We start from the raw sequence: 22059 nt of genomic DNA, 5'->3' as shown, positions 1-22059 counted from the left end.
TATCTTTATTTTGATTGAGCAACAATGAAAAAATTATTAGCGATTACGGCATTTAGTTCTTTAGGCTTAATGGCCTGTTCAACCACAGAAACATCAAAATCAATTCAAAGCCCACAAGTGACGGCAGCGGTACAACAAATTAAATATAACGGAGCGAAAGTACCTGTTTCGATTGGTAAGTTTGATAATCGTTCAAGTTATATGAGAGGAATATTCTCGGACAATGTCGATCGTCTTGGTGGACAGGCGAAAACCATTTTAGAAACTCACCTACAGCAAACTGGTTATTTCTCGGTTTTAAACCGCGATAACTTGTCTGAACTCAAGCAAGAAGTAGGCTATAGCAATACCACTCAAGCGATCAAAGGCGCGCGTTATGTGCTCACAGGTGATGTATCTGAGTTCGGCCGCAAAGAAGTTGGTGATCAGCAATTATTTGGGATTTTGGGACGAGGTAAACAACAAATTGCTTATGCCAAAGTGAACTTGAATATTGTGGATGTGAAAACATCAGAGATCGTGCATTCAGTGCAAGGTGCGGGCGAATATGCATTGAGCGCGCGCGAAGTACTTGGTTTTGGTTCTACAGCTTCTTATGACTCAACCTTGAACGGTAAGGTACTTGATTTAGCGGTACGTGAAGCAGTCAACAATTTGGTTACCGATATTCAGAATAACCGTTGGACTGCACAATAAGACAGGGTCGCTGTAAAAATGAAAAAAATTCTTTTCACCAGTCTGATGAGTATTGGATTGGTTGGCTGTGCTGCTGGACCTCAACCTTTATACAGTTGGGGGTCTTATACGCAACAGACTTATTTGATGTATAACGCGCCAGAAAAAGCCACACCCAATGCACAAATCATCAAGTTAGAAGCGGAAATAGAAAAAGCAAAAGCGAAAAATTTGGCTGTTCCACCGGGACTCTATGCGCATTTAGGGTTGTTATTTTTACAACAGAACAATGCACAAAAAGCAGTTGAATATTTCCAATTGGAACGACAAGTTTATCCAGAATCAACCGTGTTGATGGATCGTTTGTTGCAGAAAATGAATGCCAATGTAGGATCGACACAGCCATGATCAAGACGTTTTTAGTTGCGAGTCTTTTGCTCACAGGTTTGGTGTTTACGGGCTGTGCATCCTCTCCTGCGGTGAATAAAGATATGACTGTGTATAAGCAGCATATGCCAAAATCAATTTTGGTATTACCGCCTGTCAATGATTCCCCAGATGTGAAGGCAACCTATAGCTATTGGCCAACTGTGATTATACCTATTGCTGAAGCAGGTTATTACGTCTTTCCAATTTCTGTGGTTGATTCGATGTTTAAAGAGAATGGCGTGACCAATGGTCATGATGCTCAAAGTATTCCGACTCAGAAATTACACGAAATTTTTGGTGCTGATGCTGCACTTTATATTCGAATTAAAGAGTATGGCTCTAAATATCAAGTCATCCAAAGTGTTGCGACGGTGAGTGTAGAGGCAAAGCTAGTTGATTTAAAAACCAATGAGACGCTTTGGACTGGTGAGAAAAAGGCGGTTCAATCCAGTAATAATGGCAACAATGATTTACTCACTGCACTTGTTGGGGCATTGGTTGAACAAATTGCGGGTAGTTTAAATGATCGTGCTTATCCTTTAGCAACAATTGTAAATACGCAATTATTTACACCGACGCAGCATAATCCTGGTTTGGGCTTGCTCTATGGACCACGATCCCCTCGATATCAACAAGATGGTGTTGTGAAATAATCCATTGTTCATACACATAATAAAAAGCCTCTGAATGAGGCTTTTTATTATTGAAGGTTATTTAATATTTGGATCGCCTTTTTTCAAAAAGAAATGCAAAGCGAGTTTTTGTACCCATGTACCATAAGGTGGATAAAATAATTGGGTTGGGAAGAATCGATGTCGAATAAAGACTGTTTTTGCATGTGAAAGTTCTCGGAAACCTTCTACACCATGATATGTACCCATACCTGAGTTGCCGATCCCACCGAATGGTGCATCATGATTGACGACATGCCAACCCCAGTCATTGATGGTGACACCGCCAGAGTGAGTCTGTTTTAAAATGTGATCACGTTCTGTGGCATCATGAGTAAAACAATATAAGGCTAAAGGTCGATCACCCACTTTAATATAATCAATCGCATCATCTAAGGTGTCGTAAGCAACAACAGGTAGCACAGGTCCAAACAACTCTTCTTTTAAAATATGCATTTCTGCTGTGCAGTTTAGTACGATATGCACAGGCATACGACGCGCATCTTGTTCATGATCGTAATCACCACAAACAATGATTTGAGCACCTTTAGTTCTTGCGTCTTCTAATATTTCTTGAATACGTTTTAAATGGCGGTCATTTACAATAGAAGTGTAATTGTCATTATTGTGAATATTGTTGCCATACATCGCCGTAAAATTGGTTTTACATTCCTGCACGAACTGCTCAACTTTTTCTTTAGGCACTAGCGCATAGTCAGGGGAAACGCAGATCTGACCACAATTGGTAGCTTTACCATGCAAAATACGTTTTGCTGCATCGGCTAATGGATAATTACGGCTAATCAGTGCAGGGGATTTACCACCTAATTCAAGTGTTACAGGTGTTAAGTTTTCTGCGGCTGCGCGCATCACAACACGTCCAATCGCAGGTGAACCCGTAAAGACGATGTGGTTAAACGGTAGCGATGTGAATAGTGATGGATCAGTGATTTCCTCACCAAACACACAGACCTCATCTTCACTAAAAACTTCAGCCAACATTCTTTTGAGCATGGCATTGGTGGCTGGGGTAATCTCAGGAAGTTTGATCATGACGCGATTGCCTGCTGCAATCGCTGCAACGAGAGGACCGAGCGCCAAATAAACAGGGAAATTCCACGGCACGACAACGCCAACAACTCCTTTGGGTTGGTATTGCACACGTAATCGATTGGATAGGAAAAGTAATTCAGTACTGCGTTTGCTTGGTCGCATCCACTTACGTAAGTGACGAATCGCATGCTCTGCTTCTAATACTGAACCCAGTAAATCCAATAGTTTGGACTCATCGAGTGAGCGTGAACTAAAGTCAGTATTGATTGCTGTTGCGATCGCATCTTGGTAACGAATGATCTGTTTTTTAAGGTTAAATAATTTACTGCGTCGTGTGTCTAGGTCAGGATAGGGTTGAGCATTGAAAGCCGTGCATTGTCGAGTAAAAACAGATTGCATATATTTATCGGCGGATTGACTAGATTCGAGTGAGTGTGGGGAATTCATTATTGCTCCTTTTATACTTCATTATCTCGATTGTTTAAATATTCTAAATATTTCATCTCAACGGCTTGGATTTAGCAAACCGAATACATCATTCGTTCATCTGGCTGTTGTACAATTGTTGGAACTTATTCATTGATCAAAAATAGACTTGAGATGATTTTTGAAAACTTAAACCTTCATTTATTTCATTGTATAAATTCTTTTGCTTTGAAATATCCGATTTTAGACAAAATAGCGATATTCTTGGCTGATGATTTAAACACAGTCTTTATCAGTTTTCTTGTGTTTTTACTGGTTGTACAGTTCAAAACTTATAGTTTAATTTTTTCAAAAACATTGTTTATTGTACTTATATCATTGTTATTGTGTGATTTAGTGGATGCTTTCTATCATCATCCTCGCCCATTTCAATACGGGGTGGGACACAAACTGATTGGTCATGGTGCGAGTTCATCATTTCCAAGTCAGCATACTTTGACGATGGTGATTATTGCATGTTCGTATTTGATGGCTGGATTTAAGCTGATTGGTGGTATTGGCTTGGTGCTGAGTTTAGTGGTTGGGTTATCTCGAATTTATGTCGGAGTGCATTTCCCATTTGATATCGTGGGGGCTTTCCTGATTGGCTTTATGTTGGTGGTAGCTGTCAACTATGGCTTAAAAGAATTGGCAATAAGATTGCGTAAAGCAACGTCAATACAAGCGATTGATTAGATTGAGTCTAGGATGAAAACGGAGCATTTGCTCCGTTTTTTATGGTTTATTTTTATGGTTGAATATCAAAATATGCTTGAAAAGCATGGCTTTCAAGGTTCGATGAGTAATCGTGGCGACTGTTATGATAATGCGCCAATCGAAAGTTTTTGGAGGATATTAAAGAACGAGATTGTGCGTCATCGTAGCTATCAAACCAGAGAAGAAGCTCGAGCAGATATTATAAAATACATAGAGCTATTTGATAATCAGCGAAAAATTCAGAAAGGATTCGGTTTAAGACACCAAATCAAATTGTAGAGGACTTTTATAGGTTCGTTGCATACAATCAAAGTGGAAAGCTTCTGTAATTTAAGCACACATCAGGTGATATGTACTTTTGATTGAATACAAAAATGTTGATTAGCCTATGTTTTAGAGCAAAAAAAGACATATTTTTTCTTTAGGGAGTAATTCCTATGAGGTCACAAAATGTCTTTATAGGACGAATTATGGTAATACTCTAAAAACAAATTGACAGTATGTATAGTAAGTTATAATTTAATTATTAGTTCTAATTTGGAACTTTACTGAGGTCTCGAGAGCCATTTATATCGTTGAAGTGATTTCTTCATGGCTCATTTTTGGGGATTATACTTTTTTCTTAAAAAACTCCGTGAAGGTGATAGTGTGATTGCTTGCTAAAGCTTTATGGATGAGGGAAGCAATGATGTCAAAAGATATAAATACAATTACTGTTCGTCAAACGCAATTCAAAGCGGAGAAAATTAAAAAGCATTATACTGAATCGACTTTGATGTCACATTTTCTCACAGCATTATCCATGAGTTTTCCACAGGGCGAACGATTTTTTGTAGAAACTGTCCGAAATGTTCGTGATCAAATTAGTGATGAACAACTACAAAAAGATATTTCAGGTTTTATTGGTCAAGAGGCGCATCATGCTCGTGCTCATGAACAGTTCAATCAATTGGTTCAAAGCAGCGAATATCATTTGAAAAAATTTGAAAAGGCTTACGAGCAGGAAATGATTCGCTTAAGGACTTTAAGTCAGCGTCGTCAATTGGCAGCAACGGTTGCACTTGAGCATTTTACAGCGATGATGGCGGGTTATATGCTTGAGTATCCAAACATTGTTTTCAAGGGTTTATCCGAAAATATGAGAAATCTTTGGCTTTGGCATGCTGTTGAAGAAATTGAACATAAACATGTTGCATTTGATGTATATCAGCAGATCTTTTCCAATCTGCCTCAGCGCCGTAGAAGTATGCGAACAATTACAGTTGGGTTTATCAGCAGCACCATAGTGATGACAAGTCATCTTGTATGGCAAGACCGTAAAAATACTTTATATTCGCCTGAGCAACTCTTAAAAAATGCACAAACACTTTTAGTTCTAGTACAAATGATGTGGCGTTTATTGCCTGACTATTTAGCTTTTTACAAAGAAAATTTTCATCCCTCCGATATTGATCAGCAGGATTTATTGATAAATGCTAGAGAATTACTAGCCAGCTAATTTATTGATACTATATCAAAAATGTCTATTCGTCTTGCTGCTTGATCAAAATGGTACGCTCAGCGGGACTCGAACCCACGTCGGTCGCTTAGGAGGCAACTGCTCTATCCAGTTAAGCTATGAGCGCATAATTTTATGATTGTAAATCAAAATTATAAACAAAAAAGTGATTGCCTAAGCAATCACTTTTTGATTAAACCGATCAAGTGTTAGGTCTTGGGTTTGCTATTTAGAATTTTAAATAGAACAAACATCAACACAATCCAGATTGGGATCATCAACACAGACTCTTTAAAGCCTTGCTGCCACATGATGTACAGAACCACAGCAATAAATGCTAAAACCAGATAGTTACTAAAAGGTGACCAAAGCGCAGGGAAGCTAGTTTTTAGGTCTTTTTGTTTCACCATCGCTTTAAACTTCAAGTGCGTTAAGCTAATCATTGCCCAGTTTAGAACCAAAGCACCGACAACCACATACATCAAATGACCAAGTGCTTCTTCTGGCACAAAGTAGTTTAAGAGTACGCAGCCAAAGATCAATAACGCTGAGAGTAACACAGCAGGGATAGGTACGCCTTGTTTGTTGGTTTTGGCAAAAACTTTTGGTGCATTACCTTGTTGAGCTAAACCAAACAACATACGGCTATTGGCATACATACCACTGTTATAAACCGAGAGTGCTGCAGTCAAAATAATAAAATTCAATAAATGAGCAGCCCAGCCGATCCCCATCTGACTAAAAATCATTACGAATGGACTTTTATCCAAACCACCTAAGTCAAGCTGATTCCACGGCACAAGCGAGAGTAAAATCGTTAATGAACCGACATAGAAAATCAAAATACGGAATACAACTTGGTTAATGGCTTTCGGAATCGTTTTCTTTGGATCTTTCGCTTCAGCCGCCGCCATCCCGATCAGTTCAATACCACCGAAAGCAAACATCAAGAAAGCCAACATGAAGAACAAACCTTCGAAACCATTGGGAAAGAAGCCACCATGAGTCCAAAGATTACTAAATGAAGCGGTTGAATTTGCGTCAGCAGTTGCAATCAAGAACAGACCAAAAAGAATCATCGCAATCACTGCGGTGACTTTGATGATTGCTAACCAGAATTCTGACTCACCGTAGAATTTGACATTGGTTAAGTTGACTGCGGTGATGACCACAAAGAAGAATAAAACTGAAGACCAAGCAGGAATATGAGGCCACCAATAACTAATATATTTTGCTACTGCGGTGAGTTCCGCCATGGCAACTAAAATATAAAGCACCCAATAGTTCCAACCAGACAAAAAGCCTGGAAATTTACCCCAATATTGATATGCAAAATGACTAAATGAACCTGCAACAGGTTCTTCAACGATCATTTCACCGAGTTGGCGCATGATTAAAAAGGCAATCAAACCGCCAATCGCATAACCCAAAATAATAGATGGTCCAGCAGACTGGATCACTTGTGCAGAACCTAAAAATAACCCCGTACCAATTGCCCCACCCATCGCGATGAGTTGGATATGACGGTTTTTTAGTCCACGCTGAAGTTGAGAGGAATCGTTGTTCAAAGGACTGAGCTCGACGAGGAATAAGTGGATTATTCTAATAGATTCAACGATTTTCGACTAGTAAAAGTACAGTCTGGGTATGACTGGAAAGTTGTTTAAAAAAATCATTTAAAATCTTATATTTGAGTGAATAGTAAATTTAAGTCTAATAGAAGTGTAGACTGTAAAATGTCATCTTTGTTGTTTAAACCGGGTTTGTTGGCTTTGATGCCATTGTTTAATTATCTTGATATATGGAAGATATAGCTTAGTTTCTACTGACAGTGATCGCCAAAAAATAATAAGGTATATGGCATTTTAAATCGTTGTGCAGTAACTTTAGACGCAATATTTTGTACCATGAACATGATAAAAGGATGAAATTAACATGAGTTCAGTTCCACAAATTAAAGTCCCTGCAACCTATATGCGTGGTGGTACAAGTAAGGGTGTATTTTTTAAATTGGACGACTTACCTGAAGCAGCACAAGTTGCTGGTAAAGCGCGTGATCTGTTGCTTTTACGTGTGATAGGGAGCCCAGATCCTTATGCAAAACAAATTGATGGGATGGGCGGGGCAACTTCAAGCACAAGTAAGACCGTAATTTTGGCAAAAAGTTCTGAGCCAGACCATGATGTTGATTATTTATTTGGACAAGTTTCGATTGATCAACCTTTTGTAGATTGGAGTGGTAACTGCGGCAATCTCACTGCTGCCGTGGGGTCATTTGCGATTTCAAATGGTTTGGTCGATGCAGCGCGTATTCCTGAAAATGGTATATGTACGGTACGTATTTGGCAGAAAAATATCCAAAAAACCATTATTGCGCATGTACCTATCACCAATGGCCAAGTGCAGGAAACAGGTGATTTTGAGCTGGATGGTGTGACTTTTCCCGCAGCGGAAGTTCAAATTGAATTTTTAGACCCTGCTGATGATGGTGAAGAAGGTGGCGATATGTTCCCTACAGGAAATGTCGTTGATCAACTCGTTGTTCCTGACGTTGGGACTTTCCAAGCAACTTTTATTAATGCCGGTATTCCAACGATTTTCCTCAATGCAGAAGATATTGGTTACCAAGGTACAGAGTTACAAGATCATATCAATGGAGATGCTGCTGCATTGGCTCGTTTTGAAAAGATTCGTGCTTATGGTGCAGTTCAAATGGGACTGTTTAAAGATATCTCTGAAGCTGCATCACGTCAGCACACCCCGAAGATTGCTTTTGTATCTAAGCCAAAAACATATCCATCTTCAAGTGGTAAAACTGTTGAAGCAGCTGACGTTGATTTATTGGTTCGTGCGCTTTCTATGGGTAAATTACATCATGCTATGATGGGAACTGCTGCGGTGGCGATTGGTACTGCAGCTGCGATTCCCGGTACATTAGTCAATTTAGCTGCTGGTGGTGGCGCGCGTGAAGCGGTTCGTTTCGGACATCCATCAGGCACGCTTCGTGTTGGTGCTCAAGCTGAGTGGATTAATGATAAATGGGCTGTTAAAAAAGCCATTATGAGTCGTAGTGCGCGTGTGTTGATGGAAGGTTGGGTACGTGTGCCTGGTGATACATTTTAAACTGTCACTATCGCATTGCTATAAAACCTCCATATTTGGAGGTTTTATTATTTAAAAGGGGCAAGATACAAACCCGCCTATCCAAATAAATAATGTTATGATATTGCCATTCTGACGGGCTGAAGTGTCTTGTCATTTTATTCTTCCACTCAGATTTCCCGAGGCAATTGTGTCATCTATTTCTCAAGTTAATGCGGATGTTTTAAAGCAAGCTCAACAACGTATTCAACAAGATTTATTGACCGCATTGGCTGCGTTTTCAATTGCAGAACCTTTAAAAGCAGCAGTTCACCACACCGTGATGTTGGGGGGGAAACGTGTTCGTCCTGCTTTGTGCTATGCAACTGCTTCATTGCAACCTAACCCTAATTTTGCCGCTGCTCGACGTGCGGCTGTTGCCGTGGAGCTGATTCATTGTTATTCCTTAGCGCACGATGATTTGCCATGTATGGACAATGATTTATTGCGCCGTGGACAACCAACTTGTCATGTCGCTTTTGGTGAAGATACTGCTTTATTGGCAGGGGATATTTTGCAGTCGATGGCATTTGAAATTTTGGGTAGTCGTTTGTTCGATGAACAAGGGCAGGGAACAGATGCCGCGATTGTGCTTAAACAAGTTCAGATTTTAGCAACAGCCAGCTCAAAAATGGTTTGCGGACAGGTTTTAGATATCCAAGCTGAAGGCAAGATGGTTGATCAGGTTGAATTGGAAAATATTCATCGTAATAAAACAGGTGCGCTGATTCAGGCTGCAATCATGATGGGTGCGGTGACGATTTTTACGGGAACGGATCAGGCGATTCCAAAATTACGTCAGTTCGGGCAGGCGATAGGTTTGGCTTTCCAAGTGCAAGACGATATTTTGGATATTACCGCAAGTACAGAAACTTTAGGCAAAACTGCGGGTAAAGATGAGCAGGTTCAAAAATCGACTTATCCTGCGCTTATGGGATTAGAGCAAGCCCAAGCTTATGCTCAAACTTTGCATGATCAAGCTTTTGAGGCCTTAGCACATTTTGGTGATCAAGCTCGGGAGTTGCTGGATATTTCACATTTTCTGCTAGCACGAAAAAGCTAAAAGTTTCATTTTAATGGTCTTGCTGATTGAGATAAATTCATAGCGGAGCATCTCATGGATGGAGAAAAGTTACATCAAGAGGCACTAGCGATTGCAGCACAATTGCCTTTTGCTCAGCATACCCAGCCTTTTGGACCTGATTATGAAGTCTTTAAAATTCTAGGTAAAATCTTCATGCTCACGGCTGAGGTGAATGGTGTCAAAATGGTCAATGTAAAATGTGATCCTTATAAAGGGCAAGAATACCAAGAGTTATATCGCTTTATTAAACCCGCTTATCACATGAATAAAAAACACTGGATTTCGATTGTCGAAAACGACTTACTTACCAGTGACTTACTGACAGACTTAATTCAAGACTCTTATACCCTCGTCGTAAAAAAGCTTCCACTCAAAGATCAAAAGCGTTTAAACGCCCAATAAAAAACAGCCCGTAGGCTGTTTTTATTAGGTATAGATAGAAAGCTTAGTGTTTACCCATCAATCCACGAATCGTATTTAAGACATCAGCAGGCAATACCACGGTTTTGGCATTGTTTGATTTTGATAACTCTTGCATTGCTTTCACATATTGTTCACCTAGCAAATAAGCAACAGGTGTTTCTTTGTCGCCAACAGCACTGGTGACCATTTCAATGGCGCGTTGTGATGCTTCAGCTAGAACCACTTGTGCCTCTGCGTCACGGCGAGAAGCTTCTAAACGACCATCCGCTTCTAAGATCGCCGCTTGTTTCTCACCATCAGCCTTGGTTACGGTTGCACGACGTTGACGTTCAGCCGCCGCTTGAGCTTCCATCGCAGATTGCATGGTATGTGATGGTTGAATATCTTGGATCTCAACAGTTTTAAGGGTAATGCCCCAATCTGCAATATCATCAGAAATCGCCATCTTCAGTTTTGCTTTGATTTGATCTCGAGAAGACAATGCATCATCTAATGCCATTTCACCTGCGATTGAACGCAGTGAAGTCTGAACCATATTTTGAATTGCCCAGTTATAGTTCTCAATACCATAGACGGCTTTTTCTGGCGTTGTAATGTTGATATATGCGACCGCATTCATCACGAGTACAGCATTATCACTGGTAATCACTTCTTGAGACGGAATATCTAAAACAATATCTTTGGTCGTGATTTTATACGCGACTTCGTCAATATAAGGAATAACGAAATTTAGACCAGGACCTAAAGTGGTATGGTATTTACCCAAGCGTTGTACAATCCATTTGTAGCCTTGAGGAACGAGACGTACCCCTTTGAAAATGGTGATCGCAACGAATGCTAAAAATGCTAAAACAACTATAGTACCGACAGCCATTTGAAACCCTCTTTTTTTGTTTATGAAGTGAAATGTGGTTGGACAACTAAATCATTGCCTAAAATATCAACTACGCGAACGCGATCACCCACATTGACTGGTGCTGTACAACGACAATACCATTCATCAGAGCCTAACACGGGGAGTGAAAAGCGAACTACAATTTGTTCGTGCTCAAGCCCAGTTTGGATGACCATACCGACTTGTCCAATAGTGGCTTCGCGCGATAGCCCTGCTTTGGTTTTGTCGATTGAAAGTGGCTTGATAAATTTGAACCAAAGAAGCGTACATAAAATAGATAGAACGCCCCAAGTAATGACCTGTGTTGGAAATCCCATCATCGGGAAAAGCCATAATAAAATGCAGACCATGACTGCTGCGATGCCGAACCATAACGCGGCGAATGCAGGTATGATCAACTCTGAAAGAATCAGTAAGATCCCTAATACAAACCAGTGCCAAGGTTCAACTACAAATTCCATAGATTTGCTCGCATTATTAAAGTATTGGAGGTGAATATTTACTCACCTCCAATACTCTAGCAGATCATTATCTTTATGAATATGAAAAGATTGTTTTTTAGAATTTTGGTGCTGGTGCTGGCTTGAATGCGGCAGGTGACTTCTTAAATGTAGAGATCGCTTTTTGAATCGCGACGATCTTTGCTTGAGCCGCTTTCTCACCCTCTAATATGGCTTGATTACTTGATTTGAGGTCAAGCACACCTAAATGTCCTACTTTTGGTTGGATCACTACAGTCGCTTGTCTGAGTTCTTCGTTAATACCGTGTTGCCCCATAATATTAATGGTTTGATCGAGTAATCCCCACATGCTTAAGGGTTTATCACCTGTTGGGCGAGCGGAAATATCCACGGCGATGACAATATCCGCACCCATATCTTTTGCTGTTTTTACTGGAATCGGGCTGACTAAACCACCATCAACATATTTCGTATTCCCGATGAGTGCAGGTACAAATACGTTTGGAATACTACAAGAGGCACGAACAGCCTGACCTGCATTGCCTTTGATAAACTCGGCTTTTTTACCATTATCTAAGCGCGTCGCAACAGCAGCAAAGCGGATTGGAAACTTCTCTATCGGTTTATTGCCAATTTGTGTGTTGACGTAATTTTGTAGTTTTTGACCCAGAACGAATCCTTGACTATTAAGGGTTAAGTCACGAATATCAGACTCTTGCAGTTTGAGTGCAAGATTTTGTAGTTGATAAGGCGTTTGTCCACTGGCATAAATACTCCCAACAAAACTACCTGCACTGGTTCCAGTCACAATTTTGGGTTTAATCCCATGAGACTCTAAGACTTTAATCACTCCTATATGGGCAAAGCCTTTCGCACCACCACCGCCCAAGGCAATCGCAATGACAGGTTCACGCGTTTGAATTGTTGGGGTAGGGACAGTTTTTTTTGCAGTGGGATCACAGCCAAATAATGTGAAGCTAACAAGTGCCAAACAAGACAGTCGAGCAATATTCATATCGAGTGTAGATAAATTAACCAATGAGAAGGGCACATCAGATCAGATTTGCCCTTATTTTTCTAGTTTTTTTTCACAAGTTTTTGTAATGGTTTAGCAAGCCAAGCTGGATTCTGTGGAGAGAAGTGACCAACATAGTGTTGCATGATCTGTTCAAGGTCTTGTTGATAATGTCCTGTTGGTGTAAAAGCACCTAAGCTATAGATGGTCTTGTGATCATAGTCAAAGGCAAACATGACGATCGGAATACCGGCTGCATGTGCAATATGGTAAAAGCCACTTTTCAATTTCTCTGCTTTTTTTCGTGTACCTTCAGGTGCCATCCCGACCCATATTTGGTCGTACTGTTGAATGGTTGCAACGACTTGTTCAGTTAGACCATGGGCAGTGTCACGATGTACAGGCACCAGTCCAGCCCATTTGAGAAAAGCTTTAAAGGGTGGTTTAAATAACGTATCTTTGCCTAAAACAGTGATTTTTAAACCTAGACCACCGATTGCCAGAAAGCCGTACCATCCATCAATATTCGAGGTATGGGGGGAGATAATCGCAACGGCTTTGGGTAGGTTGGGGATTTCGCCTACGATCTTCCAGCCTTGACCAAGAAAAAGTTTTTTACATAATGCACGACTATATGCAGTTCCACGTTGTGGAACGAGCGGTGGTAAATCAGGAAAATGTTGTGGCATAAATGAAGATATATAATGACAACTTCTATTATGTTAAACCCTGATTAAATTGGCTGCATTGGCAAAAAATAAGATTTTGTTGTCTCTGTGCTGGAAGAATTAGATACTTAAGCACGCTGATCGATCTCTAAAGGAATGCAAATAATGCCGAATATGCGGCAGGTTTATGTCCTGTTATTTTCTTTGTATTGGGCACAGGGATTACCTGTTGGCTTTATGACGCATGCGTTGCCAGTGATTTTAAGGGCACAAGGCGTGTCATTAGCGCATATTGGTGGTTTTGGTCTGCTGATGTTGCCATGGGCGATTAAGATTTTTTGGGCACCTTTTGTTGATCGAATCGCATTGTCACGCTTAGGGCAGTACCGCAGTTGGATCATTCCAACGCAATTATGCAGTGTAATTATCCTAATTATTCTTTCATTTTTCCCTATCCAAAGCTTGGATCAGCCGAGTTATTTACTCATTTTCTTTGCATTACTCTTTTTAATGAATCTCACGGGTGCAACCCAAGATATTGCAACAGATGCATTGGCTGTAAATTTACTTAAACGTGAACAACAACACTGGGGCAACACGTTTCAAGTGATCGGTTCCCGACTCGGGTTTATTGTGGGTGGTGGTGGAGTGCTTTGGGGCTTGGACTGGCTACACTGGCAGGCGACCTTTCTTACATTGGCGGGATTGGTTTTCTTGAATACACTGCCTGTTTTGCTTTTTCAAGAACCAATACATTCCAGCAAACAAAATAACCCTGAAGCAGTTGCCACTCCCGTTATTCAAGCCATTAAAAACTATTTGAATTATTTTAAATCTTCCGCTGAGCTAAAAGCGTGGTTGATTATTTTAGTGAGTTTTAAAGTTGCAGATGGTTTGTCTGGGCCATTATTAAAACCTTTAATGGTAGATATGGGTTTGAGTTTCTCGCAGATTGGGGTTTACATCACCATGTTTGGTGCTGTCGCAGCACTCATCGGAGCGGGACTTGCAGGTGTACTACTTCGATCTGTTTCTAGACCTGCATCGTTGATTTTTTTCTCAGTTTTAAAAATTAGCAGTTTAATCGGTTATGTGTTTTTAGCATTTGCCTATGAACGTCAATATCAGCTTAGCCCTGTGTGGTTATATGCAGTCAATGCATTTGAAGATGCCTGTTCTGCGATGTTGCTGGTGGTGATGCTGACTTTGATTATGCAATACAGTCGTAAACCATTTGCAGGGACAGATTTTACTTTTCAGGTGTCAATTATGGCGACCGTAAGTGGCTTACTGTACATGGTCAGCGGCGTGATGGGGGATTTATTTGGTTATTATCATTATTTGATTATTATTGTGATTATTGGGGTATTTGCATTGATGCCGATTTACTTGTGGAAACAAATAGTTTTACATAAAAATAATAATAAATATTTGAAATAAAAGGTTTAAGTTTTAAATTTAACTCATTTTATATCTTGGATATGCTTTTTAAACATGTTGTGAAGTGTATGTTTTAGCCATTTGAATACAAGTTTAATTATACTAATTTATGTGAATTGGGAATAAAAAAACAAAAGGAGTTGCATAGCCATAATCAGCAAAATCATGTGAATAGCCCAGTAAATTTACAAGACCTACTCACACTTGGATATTAGCCTAAAGTCTAATTAAGAATAATGAAATATTTTTTTAATCGTTCTGTAAGATAAAGGTGATGTGTAGGATTCGTTACTAAATATAAATAGTAAAGAGAGTAACTTTGTAAACTGGAAGCATGGTTTCACCTGATCGCAATTCAAGTTTCAAGTTCGACTTTATTTTATATATAAATCATTTTTTGGATGTAGTAACCGAACCCATGCAACTCAATACATTTTAAGACGGTTGATTTCTTTAGTTCTTAGGAATAGTACGAATCAACTGAGCATGGATAGGCAATATAAAATATAGATTAGGAGTTTTTGATGGAACTATTTCTTAATGGTAAATCATTTGTAATTAAAGGTTTAGCGCTTACAGTCACAGCTTTAATGATGAGTGGGGCAAATGCGGCGGTCTCAGATAAAGAAGAAATTCAAAAGCTTCGTCAAGAGGTTGAAGCATTAAAAGCGTTAGTTCAAGAACAACGACAAGTACAACAGCAGCAGCAACAAGTACAGCAACAACAACAAGTACAGTTAGCTGAAGTTAAAACACAACCGCAAGCAGCTGCACCCGTTTCCCCTTTAGCTTCATTAAAATCCAAAACAGGTGCTGATGTGAGCCTGTATGGTTTCGTTCGAGGAGATGCGAACTACATTATTGAAGGTGCAGACGATGATTTTAACGCTGTAAGTAAGTCAACTGGCGAAACAAAAGATAAATTACGCGCAACAGCGAAAACGACGCGCCTTGGTTTAGATTTCACAACCCCGCTTGGTGACGAAAAAGTAGGTGGTAAAGTCGAGGTTGACTTTGCTGGTACGAATGAGGGATTACGTATCCGCCATGCTTACTTAACTTACAATAACTGGTTATTTGGTCAAACAACCTCAAACTTCTTGTCAAATCACGCGCCAGAAATGATCGACTTCTCGACTAACATTGGTGGTGGTACCAAGCGTCTTCCACAAGTGCGTTATAACTACAAATTAAGTCCTACAACACAATTATTTGTTTCTGCTGAAGAGGGCGATAGCTCTGCAACAGGCGATACACTCAAGTATAGATTACCTGTGCTGACAGCTAAACTGACGCAAGCTTATGCGGAAGGCAAAGGCTCTGCCTCAGCTCGCGCTTTAGTCGAAAACTATAAGTCCGAAAAGGCGGGTGACGATAAAACTGGTTGGGGAGTTGCTGTAGGTACAGATTTTAAAGTCGCTGATCCGTTGAAGCTTTTTGCTGATGCTTCTTATGTTGTAGGTAACAGTAGTTATTTATATGGTAGTAACACTGCCTATACGGTGGTCAATGATGCTATTGAACAGAATGAATTAATCGCAGTGCAGGTGGGTGGAACCTATAAGATTTTACCGAATCTACGTTCGACGTTAGCGTATGGTGCTCACTTCGCTGATGATGGCACTGACTATGCCAAAGCGAATGTCACAGCCAATGAGAAAGTTCAACAAGCTTGGATCAACTTTATCTATACGCCAGTAAAACCAATTGATTTGGGCGTTGAATATATCAATGGTAAGCGCGAAACATTCGAAGGTAAGTCTTTCAAAGATAATCGCGTCGGCTTAATGGCTAAATACAACTTCTAAAATTTGTTAAAACTCAAATTTTAAAAAATCGAGGTTTAAACCTCGATTTTTTTGTTTATATAACTTTTGAAAGATTCAGGAGCTTTGAGACATTCTGTCTTTAAGTCATTTTTAAGTTTCTAAAACTATATTTAAGTAGCTCAGCAATCGGTTTTTAGAATGTGATGTCACTACAGAAAATCAAGACCCAGACCATCTCCCTATTTGCATTCAATCTGCTCCTTGCAATTTGGTTAGGTGTTTTTCTGAATATTGTATTCTATGAGAAAATACAAGCGCTCACGCCCTATACTGGGGTCAAGTCAGGACTGTTCATCGCTGCATCAGTCATTGTGGTTGCAGCCGCATATTACTTTGTATTGCAGATTTTAAGCTGGACATGGACGGCCAAACCACTTGCAATTGCGCTGGTGGTGATTGGTGGTTTTTCTTCCTATGCCGTGACGAGCTTGGGGGTGTTGATCACGCCAGACCAAATTCAAAACCTGATGCAAACAGATATTGTTGAAGCACGTGATATATGGTCTTGGGACTTGGTGATATGGGGTTTAGGGATGGTTGTGTTGCCTATCATTGTGATTTTATCAGTCACTTTGAGGCCAGAACCCATATGGCAAAAGATTTGGAAAAAAGCACTCGGTTTAGCGCTTTCCCTTGTGCTAGTTAGTGGTTTGTTATTTGTTTTTTATGTTGATTTTGCAGAGATTTTTCGTGAAAATCGTGATCTAAAAGAAATGATTTCACCACAAAATATGATCGAATCGGTTGCGTCTTATTATAAGCATAAAGCACCCAAACAGAATTTAGCTTTGCTGAGCTATGGTGATGACGCTAATATGCAGGCAAAGAGTGCATCAATATTGCCGAAATTGATGGTATTAGTCGTTGGTGAGACGGCCCGCGCAGAAAGCTTTTCGTTAAATGGCTATGCAAAGGAGACCAATCCAAAACTCTCCAAGCAAGATATTTTAAACTTCTCTCAAGTCAGTTCATGCGGTACAGCCACCGCCGTTTCGGTTCCATGTATGTTTTCAGGGATGCCGAGAGAAGATTATGATGAACAGCTTGCAAGTCATCGTGAGGGTTTATTGGATATTGCAAAACGCGCGGGTTATCAAGTCACTTGGATTGATAATAACTCGGGGTGTAAAGGGGTATGTGACCGCGTTGAACAGTTTAAAATCCCTGAATCTCTGCAACAGAAGTGGTGTAATGAGGGGGAATGTTTTGATGGTATTTTGATTGATAGCCTAAAAGCATATTTAGCTGCACTTGATCAAAAGGATAGGCGACCGCGATTAATCGTTCTGCATCAAATCGGCAGTCATGGACCAGCTTATTATCGGCGTGTCCCTCCACCATTCAAAGTGTTTAACCCCACTTGTGAAACCAATGCTATTCAAGGCTGTACACGAGAACAGTTAATGAACAGTTATGACAATAGTTTACTTTATACCGATCATGTTTTAGATGCTTTAATTAAAACACTAAAAAATACAACGCAATATCAAACAGCTTTATGGTATTTATCAGATCATGGCGAGTCCACCGGTGAAAGCGGTATGTATCTACATGGTGCGCCTTATGCGATTGCTCCCACCCAACAAACCCATATCCCAATGTTGATGTGGTTTTCTGACACATGGAAACAATACGCAAAAAAACAAGTACAGTGCCTCGCTCAGCAAGCTAAAGATGAGCTTAGCCAAGATAATTTATTTCCAACCATGCTGAGCTTGTTGGATATTAAAAGTAAGATAATTAACCCTAAAAATGACATGTTACAGACATGTTTGAATCCATAAGGTGAGATGAAATCATGACCAAAATCTTGATGATAGAAGATGATTTTATGATTGCAGAGTCAACATTGACACTATTGCAATATCATCAGTTTGATGTGGAGTGGGTCAACAATGGCGTGGATGGCTTAGCCTTGTTGAACAAACATGCTTTTGATTTGGTGTTATTGGACTTAGGTTTGCCTTTGATGGATGGGATGCAGATTCTTAAACAACTTCGTCAGCGTACCTCGATTCCTGTATTAATTATTTCGGCGCGTGATCAGCTACAAAACCGTGTGGATGGTTTAAATCAAGGTGCAGATGATTACTTGGTCAAACCTTATGAGTTTGATGAGCTACTGGCAAGGATTCATGCATTATTGCGGAGAGGGCATTCGGATACGGCTCAGCTAAAAAATCAATCTCAGTTACTTAAATGTGGTGAGTTGGTGCTTGATGTGGAACAGCATTTAGCAACTTTTAAGGGACAGCAAGTCGAGCTATCTAACCGTGAATGGGCAATTTTAATTCCAATGGTCACGCATCCGAATAAAATTTTCTCAAAGGTTAATCTTGAAGATAAGTTATATGATTTTGATAGCGAAGTGACCAGTAATACTATTGAAGTCTATGTACATCATTTACGTGCCAAGCTGGGCAAAGATTTTATTCGCACCATCCGTGGCTTGGGTTATCGTTTGGGACAATCATAAAAACTGATGAAAACGGTTAAGCATTATTCGCTCAAGAAAAGGCTGATTTGGGGAACGTCTATTTTTAGCCTGTTATTGGGCTGTTTATTGATTTTGGCCGCCTATAAGATTTCATTGCATGAAGTCGATAAGATTTTAGATACGCAAATGCAATATATGGCAGAACAGTCCGCGACTCGTCCAGTGCCAAGTATAGCGAGTCGTATCGAATCACATGAAACCTATTATTATCACAAAGAGGCGCTTCTGATTGATATTTGGGCATATCAAGATCACAACCATTTATCTGATCCAAGTCAGTTATTACTTCCGCCAGTCAAACAAGCTGGTTTTTATAGTCAGCAGACCAATCAAGGGAACTGGCGCGTTTATGTGATTCCACTTAAACACTATCAGATTCAAGTCAGTCAACGCGAAAGTGTGCGCCAAACCTTTGCGTGGGAGTTGGCTGGCAGCATGTTTATGCCATATTTGCTGTTATTGCCGATTGCAATCTTGGTCTTGGCTTTTATTATTAGTTTGAACTTAAAGCCTTTGGATGATTTTAAGACAGAACTGACTCAGCGTGATTCGGATGGACTAGCACCGATCAACAGTGATCATTATCCTCAAGAACTCATGCCGACGATTGAAGAAATGAATCGTTTATTTGAGCGGATTCAACATGCGCAAACGGAACAGAAACAATTTATTGCGGATGCTGCACATGAGCTGAGAACCCCGGTCACTGCACTGAATTTACAAACGCGAATTTTGATTAAGCAGTTTCCTGAACATGATGCCTTACAAAATTTAAGTAAAGGTTTAGCGCGAATCCAACATTTGGTCACACAGCTTTTAGCACTGGCGAAACAAGATGTAGCATTGAGTTTGATTGAGCCTAATACACAATTTCGCTTAAATGATGTGGCATTAAATTGCGTTGAGCAATTGGTCAATTTAGCGATGCAAAAAGAAATCGATTTAGGTTTTGTACGCAACGAATTGATTGAGATGCAGAGTCTTGAATCCACGGTACACTCGATTATTTTTAATTTGATCGACAATGCGATTAAGTACACTCCCAATCAAGGCATTATTAATATTTCGGTTTTTAGTGATCGCGATGGCTTTGCTTATATCCAAATCGAAGATAGTGGCGCGGGGATTGAGCCAGAAAAATACGATGAAGTATTGAAACGCTTTTATCGCATTCACCATCATTTAGAAGTGGGGAGTGGTCTTGGGCTTTCGATAGTCGATAAGGCGACTCAACGTTTAGGTGGTGTTTTGACGTTATCGAGAAGTCTTGATTTGGGTGGTTTATCAGTATTAGTTAAATTACCAAAGAAACTAGAATTGTATGAAATAAGCACAAAACTTGATGCTAGAAAATAAAAAGTCTTTTTTTAGCTCGTTGTGGATTCAGCTTGATCTCTTAAATAGCGTAAAAATAACACACATTTTTGAATGCGTTGTCCATCATGACCTACTTTATTGATATGAAGATGCAATACCCAATTTAAGCGTTTGCCGACCTTACAGATATCTTTATAGACTTGTGGTTCAGTTTGCAAAGCAGTATGAAAAATTTGGCTTGCTTCAGTTAATTGTTCAAACTCAAAATGATATGCAGTTGAGAAAATAAATAGCAACCAGTCTCGAACAAAACAATCATGTAGGCTGAGTACATCAAGAGGGTCTGTTTCAAAATCAATAAAACTAAACTGATTTTGTTTATCCACTAGAATATTACGAGCAAAGGCTTCACTTAAATATCCATCTTTGAAATGTAGATTTTGGATGGCTTGGATGGCTTGAGTGAACAATAAAAACTGTGCTTCAGGCTTGGTTTTACGAGTTGCCAAGGCTTGATCCAGTTGTTTCACTTTACTTTTATGTTGTGTGCTGAGATCTTCTAATAAAATGCCTTTTTCGGATAGTGCTAAAACATTAGGGGTAGAAATCCCGAGTGTTTTGAGTTGTTGGATACGTTTATATTCACATTGAATCGCAGCAGCACCGCCTTGATTGGGTACAGGGATCATGGCAGCAAGATTAAATATTTTGGCTAACCATTTTAAAGGGGTATATAACCACAACCCATGACGTTCAGATGCTTTCTTTAACCAGACTTTACCCGTGCTTAATTCATATGCTTGGATCGAATCTTGTTGAGTGGTAACAGTGGTTTCTAAGAATTTTTGAAAGTCATCCATTAGCAGCAATCTATTCCTAAGTCATCATATCCATTTCAATCAGCAGCCACTTTACCATATTGTGGTTCATTTACGGAATTGAAAATACATCTAGTGATGTGATTAATCAGAAGATAAATCATTTGATCTTATTTCAGCATAAAGCAGCCCAAAGGGGCTGCTTTATTAGTGTTTGGTATTTTAAAAATATTAGTGCAGAATTTTATCAAGAAACTGTTGAGCACGTTCGCCACGTGGGGTGCCAAAGAATTCATCTTTGGAACAGTCTTCCACAATTTTTCCTTGATCCATGAAAATAATGCGATTGGCAACCTGACGGGCAAAGCCCATTTCATGAGTGACACACATCATGGTCATGCCTTCTTTTGCAAGTCCCACCATCACATCAAGCACTTCATTGATCATTTCGGGGTCAAGTGCAGATGTTGGCTCATCAAATAACATTGCAATGGGGTCCATGCATAGGGCACGGGCAATCGCGACACGTTGTTGCTGACCACCTGAAAGTTGGGCTGGATATTTGGCGGCTTGTTCACTTAAGCCAACTCGATCTAGATAGGCTAGTCCTTTCTTATTCGCCTCTGCTTCTGAGCGCCCAAGCACCTTAATTTGTGCAATGGTTAGGTTCTCAGTAATGCTCAAGTGTGGAAATAATTCAAAGTGCTGAAATACCATGCCTACACGACTGCGTAATTTGGTCATATCTGTTTTGGGATCATGAATGGGGATGCCATCCACAATAATTTTACCTTGCTGAAAAGGCTCAAGACCATTCACGGTTTTAATCAGTGTTGATTTTCCAGAACCAGATGGACCACAAACGACAACCACTTCACCTTGACGGATTTGAGTAGAACAGTCGGTCAGTACCTGAAATTTTTCATACCACTTACTGACATTTTGGAGGTCTATCATTACTTT

The 22059-nt window shown here is 39.9% G+C and carries 21 protein-coding genes, 1 tRNA gene and 1 pseudogene; 14 read left to right on the top strand and 9 right to left on the bottom strand.

Features of this window, described 5'->3' with window-relative positions; all coding sequences use genetic code 11:
• The first annotated feature begins 24 nt into the window (after nt 1-24).
• Genes EAH57_RS02130 through EAH57_RS02120 form a run of 3 tightly spaced genes read left to right on the top strand, consistent with a single transcriptional unit; the run spans nt 25 to nt 1757 of the window.
• Nucleotides 25-696 (top strand): CsgG/HfaB family protein, encoded by a 672-nt coding sequence (locus EAH57_RS02130; RefSeq protein WP_121928640.1) that lies wholly within the window; start codon nt 25-27, stop codon nt 694-696.
• Nucleotides 697-714: 18 nt separating this feature from the next.
• Nucleotides 715-1083, top strand: a complete 369-nt coding sequence (locus EAH57_RS02125) for a DUF4810 domain-containing protein (RefSeq protein ID WP_121928639.1) — start codon at nt 715-717, stop codon at nt 1081-1083.
• Nucleotides 1080-1757 carry a DUF799 domain-containing protein gene (locus EAH57_RS02120; RefSeq protein ID WP_121928638.1) on the top strand — a complete coding sequence of 226 codons (678 nt, stop codon included), beginning with the start codon at nt 1080-1082 and terminating at the stop codon, nt 1755-1757. Before EAH57_RS02125 ends, EAH57_RS02120 begins: the two co-directional genes overlap by 4 nt.
• Nucleotides 1758-1814: 57 nt before the next feature.
• Here the strand turns inward: EAH57_RS02120 and EAH57_RS02115 are convergent, their stop codons facing one another.
• Entirely contained in the window at nt 1815-3275 is a 1461-nt protein-coding gene (locus EAH57_RS02115) for a coniferyl aldehyde dehydrogenase (protein ID WP_121928637.1), read from the bottom strand.
• 153 nt (nt 3276-3428) lie between these two features.
• Here EAH57_RS02115 and EAH57_RS02110 point away from each other — a divergent pair, with 153 nt between their 5' ends.
• The 3 genes and pseudogenes from EAH57_RS02110 to EAH57_RS02100 all read left to right on the top strand — a co-directional run bounded on the left by EAH57_RS02110 (nt 3429) and on the right by EAH57_RS02100 (nt 5508).
• Nucleotides 3429-3989 (top strand): phosphatase PAP2 family protein, encoded by a 561-nt coding sequence (locus EAH57_RS02110; protein WP_121928636.1) that lies wholly within the window; start codon nt 3429-3431, stop codon nt 3987-3989.
• 60 nt (nt 3990-4049) lie between these two features.
• A pseudogene (locus EAH57_RS02105) lies at nt 4050-4339 on the top strand (IS3 family transposase); the annotation flags it as partial.
• 359 nt (nt 4340-4698) lie between these two features.
• Nucleotides 4699-5508 (top strand): metal-dependent hydrolase, encoded by an 810-nt coding sequence (locus tag EAH57_RS02100; RefSeq protein WP_171407344.1) that lies wholly within the window; start codon nt 4699-4701, stop codon nt 5506-5508.
• Between the two features lie 51 nt (nt 5509-5559).
• Here EAH57_RS02100 and EAH57_RS02095 read toward each other — a convergent pair.
• Together EAH57_RS02095 and EAH57_RS02090 are read right to left on the bottom strand one after the other, a co-directional pair.
• A tRNA-Arg gene (locus tag EAH57_RS02095) sits at nt 5560-5635 on the bottom strand.
• 82 nt (nt 5636-5717) lie between these two features.
• A complete protein-coding gene (locus EAH57_RS02090; protein ID WP_121928634.1) occupies nt 5718-7076 on the bottom strand; it encodes an amino acid permease in 1359 nt (452 codons plus the stop codon).
• A gap of 367 nt (nt 7077-7443) precedes the next feature.
• Between EAH57_RS02090 and prpF the strand changes: the two genes are divergently transcribed.
• The 3 genes from prpF (at nt 7444) to EAH57_RS02075 (ending at nt 10135) form a co-directional block, all read left to right on the top strand.
• Entirely contained in the window at nt 7444-8631 is a 1188-nt protein-coding gene (gene prpF / locus EAH57_RS02085) for a 2-methylaconitate cis-trans isomerase PrpF (protein ID WP_121928633.1), read from the top strand.
• A 169-nt stretch (nt 8632-8800) separates the two neighbouring features.
• On the top strand, nt 8801-9712 hold the full coding sequence (locus EAH57_RS02080) for a polyprenyl synthetase family protein (RefSeq protein ID WP_121928632.1): 912 nt from the start codon (nt 8801-8803) through the stop codon (nt 9710-9712).
• 54 nt (nt 9713-9766) lie between these two features.
• Nucleotides 9767-10135 carry an MmcQ/YjbR family DNA-binding protein gene (locus tag EAH57_RS02075; RefSeq protein ID WP_121928631.1) on the top strand — a complete coding sequence of 123 codons (369 nt, stop codon included), beginning with the start codon at nt 9767-9769 and terminating at the stop codon, nt 10133-10135.
• A 43-nt stretch (nt 10136-10178) separates the two neighbouring features.
• Here EAH57_RS02075 and EAH57_RS02070 read toward each other — a convergent pair whose 3' ends face one another.
• From EAH57_RS02070 to EAH57_RS02055, 4 genes are all read right to left on the bottom strand, one after another.
• Nucleotides 10179-11030 (bottom strand): SPFH domain-containing protein, encoded by an 852-nt coding sequence (locus EAH57_RS02070; protein WP_121928630.1) that lies wholly within the window; start codon nt 11028-11030, stop codon nt 10179-10181.
• A gap of 20 nt (nt 11031-11050) precedes the next feature.
• Entirely contained in the window at nt 11051-11512 is a 462-nt protein-coding gene (locus tag EAH57_RS02065; RefSeq protein WP_121928629.1) for an NfeD family protein, read from the bottom strand.
• Nucleotides 11513-11609: 97 nt separating this feature from the next.
• Nucleotides 11610-12527 carry a patatin-like phospholipase family protein gene (locus EAH57_RS02060; RefSeq protein WP_121928628.1) on the bottom strand — a complete coding sequence of 306 codons (918 nt, stop codon included), beginning with the start codon at nt 12525-12527 and terminating at the stop codon, nt 11610-11612.
• A gap of 62 nt (nt 12528-12589) precedes the next feature.
• Nucleotides 12590-13216, bottom strand: coding sequence for a 1-acyl-sn-glycerol-3-phosphate acyltransferase (locus EAH57_RS02055; protein ID WP_121928627.1), 627 nt, complete (start codon nt 13214-13216; stop codon nt 12590-12592).
• A 144-nt stretch (nt 13217-13360) separates the two neighbouring features.
• On the opposite strand from EAH57_RS02055, the gene EAH57_RS02050 reads away from it, so the two are divergent.
• The 5 genes from EAH57_RS02050 (at nt 13361) to EAH57_RS02030 (ending at nt 20317) form a co-directional block, all read left to right on the top strand.
• The gene (locus tag EAH57_RS02050; RefSeq protein WP_121928626.1) at nt 13361-14635 is read left to right on the top strand and encodes an MFS transporter; all 1275 of its coding nucleotides are present in this window, start codon (nt 13361-13363) and stop codon (nt 14633-14635) included.
• Nucleotides 14636-15159: 524 nt separating this feature from the next.
• A complete protein-coding gene (locus EAH57_RS02045; protein WP_121928625.1) occupies nt 15160-16443 on the top strand; it encodes a DcaP family trimeric outer membrane transporter in 1284 nt (427 codons plus the stop codon).
• 164 nt (nt 16444-16607) lie between these two features.
• A complete protein-coding gene (locus EAH57_RS02040; protein WP_121928624.1) occupies nt 16608-18248 on the top strand; it encodes a phosphoethanolamine transferase in 1641 nt (546 codons plus the stop codon).
• Between the two features lie 14 nt (nt 18249-18262).
• On the top strand, nt 18263-18940 hold the full coding sequence (locus EAH57_RS02035; RefSeq protein WP_121928623.1) for a response regulator transcription factor: 678 nt from the start codon (nt 18263-18265) through the stop codon (nt 18938-18940).
• A gap of 6 nt (nt 18941-18946) precedes the next feature.
• Nucleotides 18947-20317, top strand: coding sequence for an ATP-binding protein (locus EAH57_RS02030; protein WP_121928622.1), 1371 nt, complete (start codon nt 18947-18949; stop codon nt 20315-20317).
• 11 nt (nt 20318-20328) lie between these two features.
• Here the strand turns inward: EAH57_RS02030 and EAH57_RS02025 are convergent, their stop codons facing one another.
• Together EAH57_RS02025 and EAH57_RS02020 are read right to left on the bottom strand one after the other, a co-directional pair.
• Nucleotides 20329-21138, bottom strand: a complete 810-nt coding sequence (locus EAH57_RS02025) for a serine/threonine protein kinase (RefSeq protein ID WP_121928621.1) — start codon at nt 21136-21138, stop codon at nt 20329-20331.
• 189 nt (nt 21139-21327) lie between these two features.
• Complete coding sequence (locus EAH57_RS02020) at nt 21328-22053, bottom strand: amino acid ABC transporter ATP-binding protein (protein ID WP_171063413.1); 726 nt, start codon at nt 22051-22053, stop codon at nt 21328-21330.
• Nucleotides 22054-22059 lie beyond the last annotated feature (6 nt).

Source organism: Acinetobacter sp. 2JN-4 (assembly GCF_003687745.1).
In the GTDB taxonomy this organism is placed as follows: domain Bacteria; phylum Pseudomonadota; class Gammaproteobacteria; order Pseudomonadales; family Moraxellaceae; genus Acinetobacter; species Acinetobacter halotolerans.
The sequence above is the reverse complement of the archived record's forward strand: the minus strand, read 5'-3'. Positions and strand labels throughout refer to the sequence as shown.

Coding starts and splice junctions, on each gene's coding strand:
- EAH57_RS02130 (WP_121928640.1), top strand. CDS start 25: ATGAAAAAATTATTAGCGATTACGGCATTTAGTTCTTTAGGCTTAATG.
- EAH57_RS02125 (WP_121928639.1), top strand. CDS start 715: ATGAAAAAAATTCTTTTCACCAGTCTGATGAGTATTGGATTGGTTGGC.
- EAH57_RS02120 (WP_121928638.1), top strand. CDS start 1,080: ATGATCAAGACGTTTTTAGTTGCGAGTCTTTTGCTCACAGGTTTGGTG.
- EAH57_RS02115 (WP_121928637.1), bottom strand. CDS start 3,275: ATGAATTCCCCACACTCACTCGAATCTAGTCAATCCGCCGATAAATAT.
- EAH57_RS02110 (WP_121928636.1), top strand. CDS start 3,429: ATGATTTTTGAAAACTTAAACCTTCATTTATTTCATTGTATAAATTCT.
- EAH57_RS02100 (WP_171407344.1), top strand. CDS start 4,699: ATGTCAAAAGATATAAATACAATTACTGTTCGTCAAACGCAATTCAAA.
- prpF (WP_121928633.1), top strand. CDS start 7,444: ATGAGTTCAGTTCCACAAATTAAAGTCCCTGCAACCTATATGCGTGGT.
- EAH57_RS02075 (WP_121928631.1), top strand. CDS start 9,767: ATGGATGGAGAAAAGTTACATCAAGAGGCACTAGCGATTGCAGCACAA.
- EAH57_RS02070 (WP_121928630.1), bottom strand. CDS start 11,030: ATGGCTGTCGGTACTATAGTTGTTTTAGCATTTTTAGCATTCGTTGCG.
- EAH57_RS02065 (WP_121928629.1), bottom strand. CDS start 11,512: ATGGAATTTGTAGTTGAACCTTGGCACTGGTTTGTATTAGGGATCTTA.
- EAH57_RS02060 (WP_121928628.1), bottom strand. CDS start 12,527: ATGAATATTGCTCGACTGTCTTGTTTGGCACTTGTTAGCTTCACATTA.
- EAH57_RS02055 (WP_121928627.1), bottom strand. CDS start 13,216: ATGCCACAACATTTTCCTGATTTACCACCGCTCGTTCCACAACGTGGA.
- EAH57_RS02050 (WP_121928626.1), top strand. CDS start 13,361: ATGCCGAATATGCGGCAGGTTTATGTCCTGTTATTTTCTTTGTATTGG.
- EAH57_RS02045 (WP_121928625.1), top strand. CDS start 15,160: ATGGAACTATTTCTTAATGGTAAATCATTTGTAATTAAAGGTTTAGCG.
- EAH57_RS02040 (WP_121928624.1), top strand. CDS start 16,608: ATGTCACTACAGAAAATCAAGACCCAGACCATCTCCCTATTTGCATTC.
- EAH57_RS02035 (WP_121928623.1), top strand. CDS start 18,263: ATGACCAAAATCTTGATGATAGAAGATGATTTTATGATTGCAGAGTCA.
- EAH57_RS02030 (WP_121928622.1), top strand. CDS start 18,947: ATGAAAACGGTTAAGCATTATTCGCTCAAGAAAAGGCTGATTTGGGGA.
- EAH57_RS02025 (WP_121928621.1), bottom strand. CDS start 21,138: ATGGATGACTTTCAAAAATTCTTAGAAACCACTGTTACCACTCAACAA.
- EAH57_RS02020 (WP_171063413.1), bottom strand. CDS start 22,053: ATGATAGACCTCCAAAATGTCAGTAAGTGGTATGAAAAATTTCAGGTA.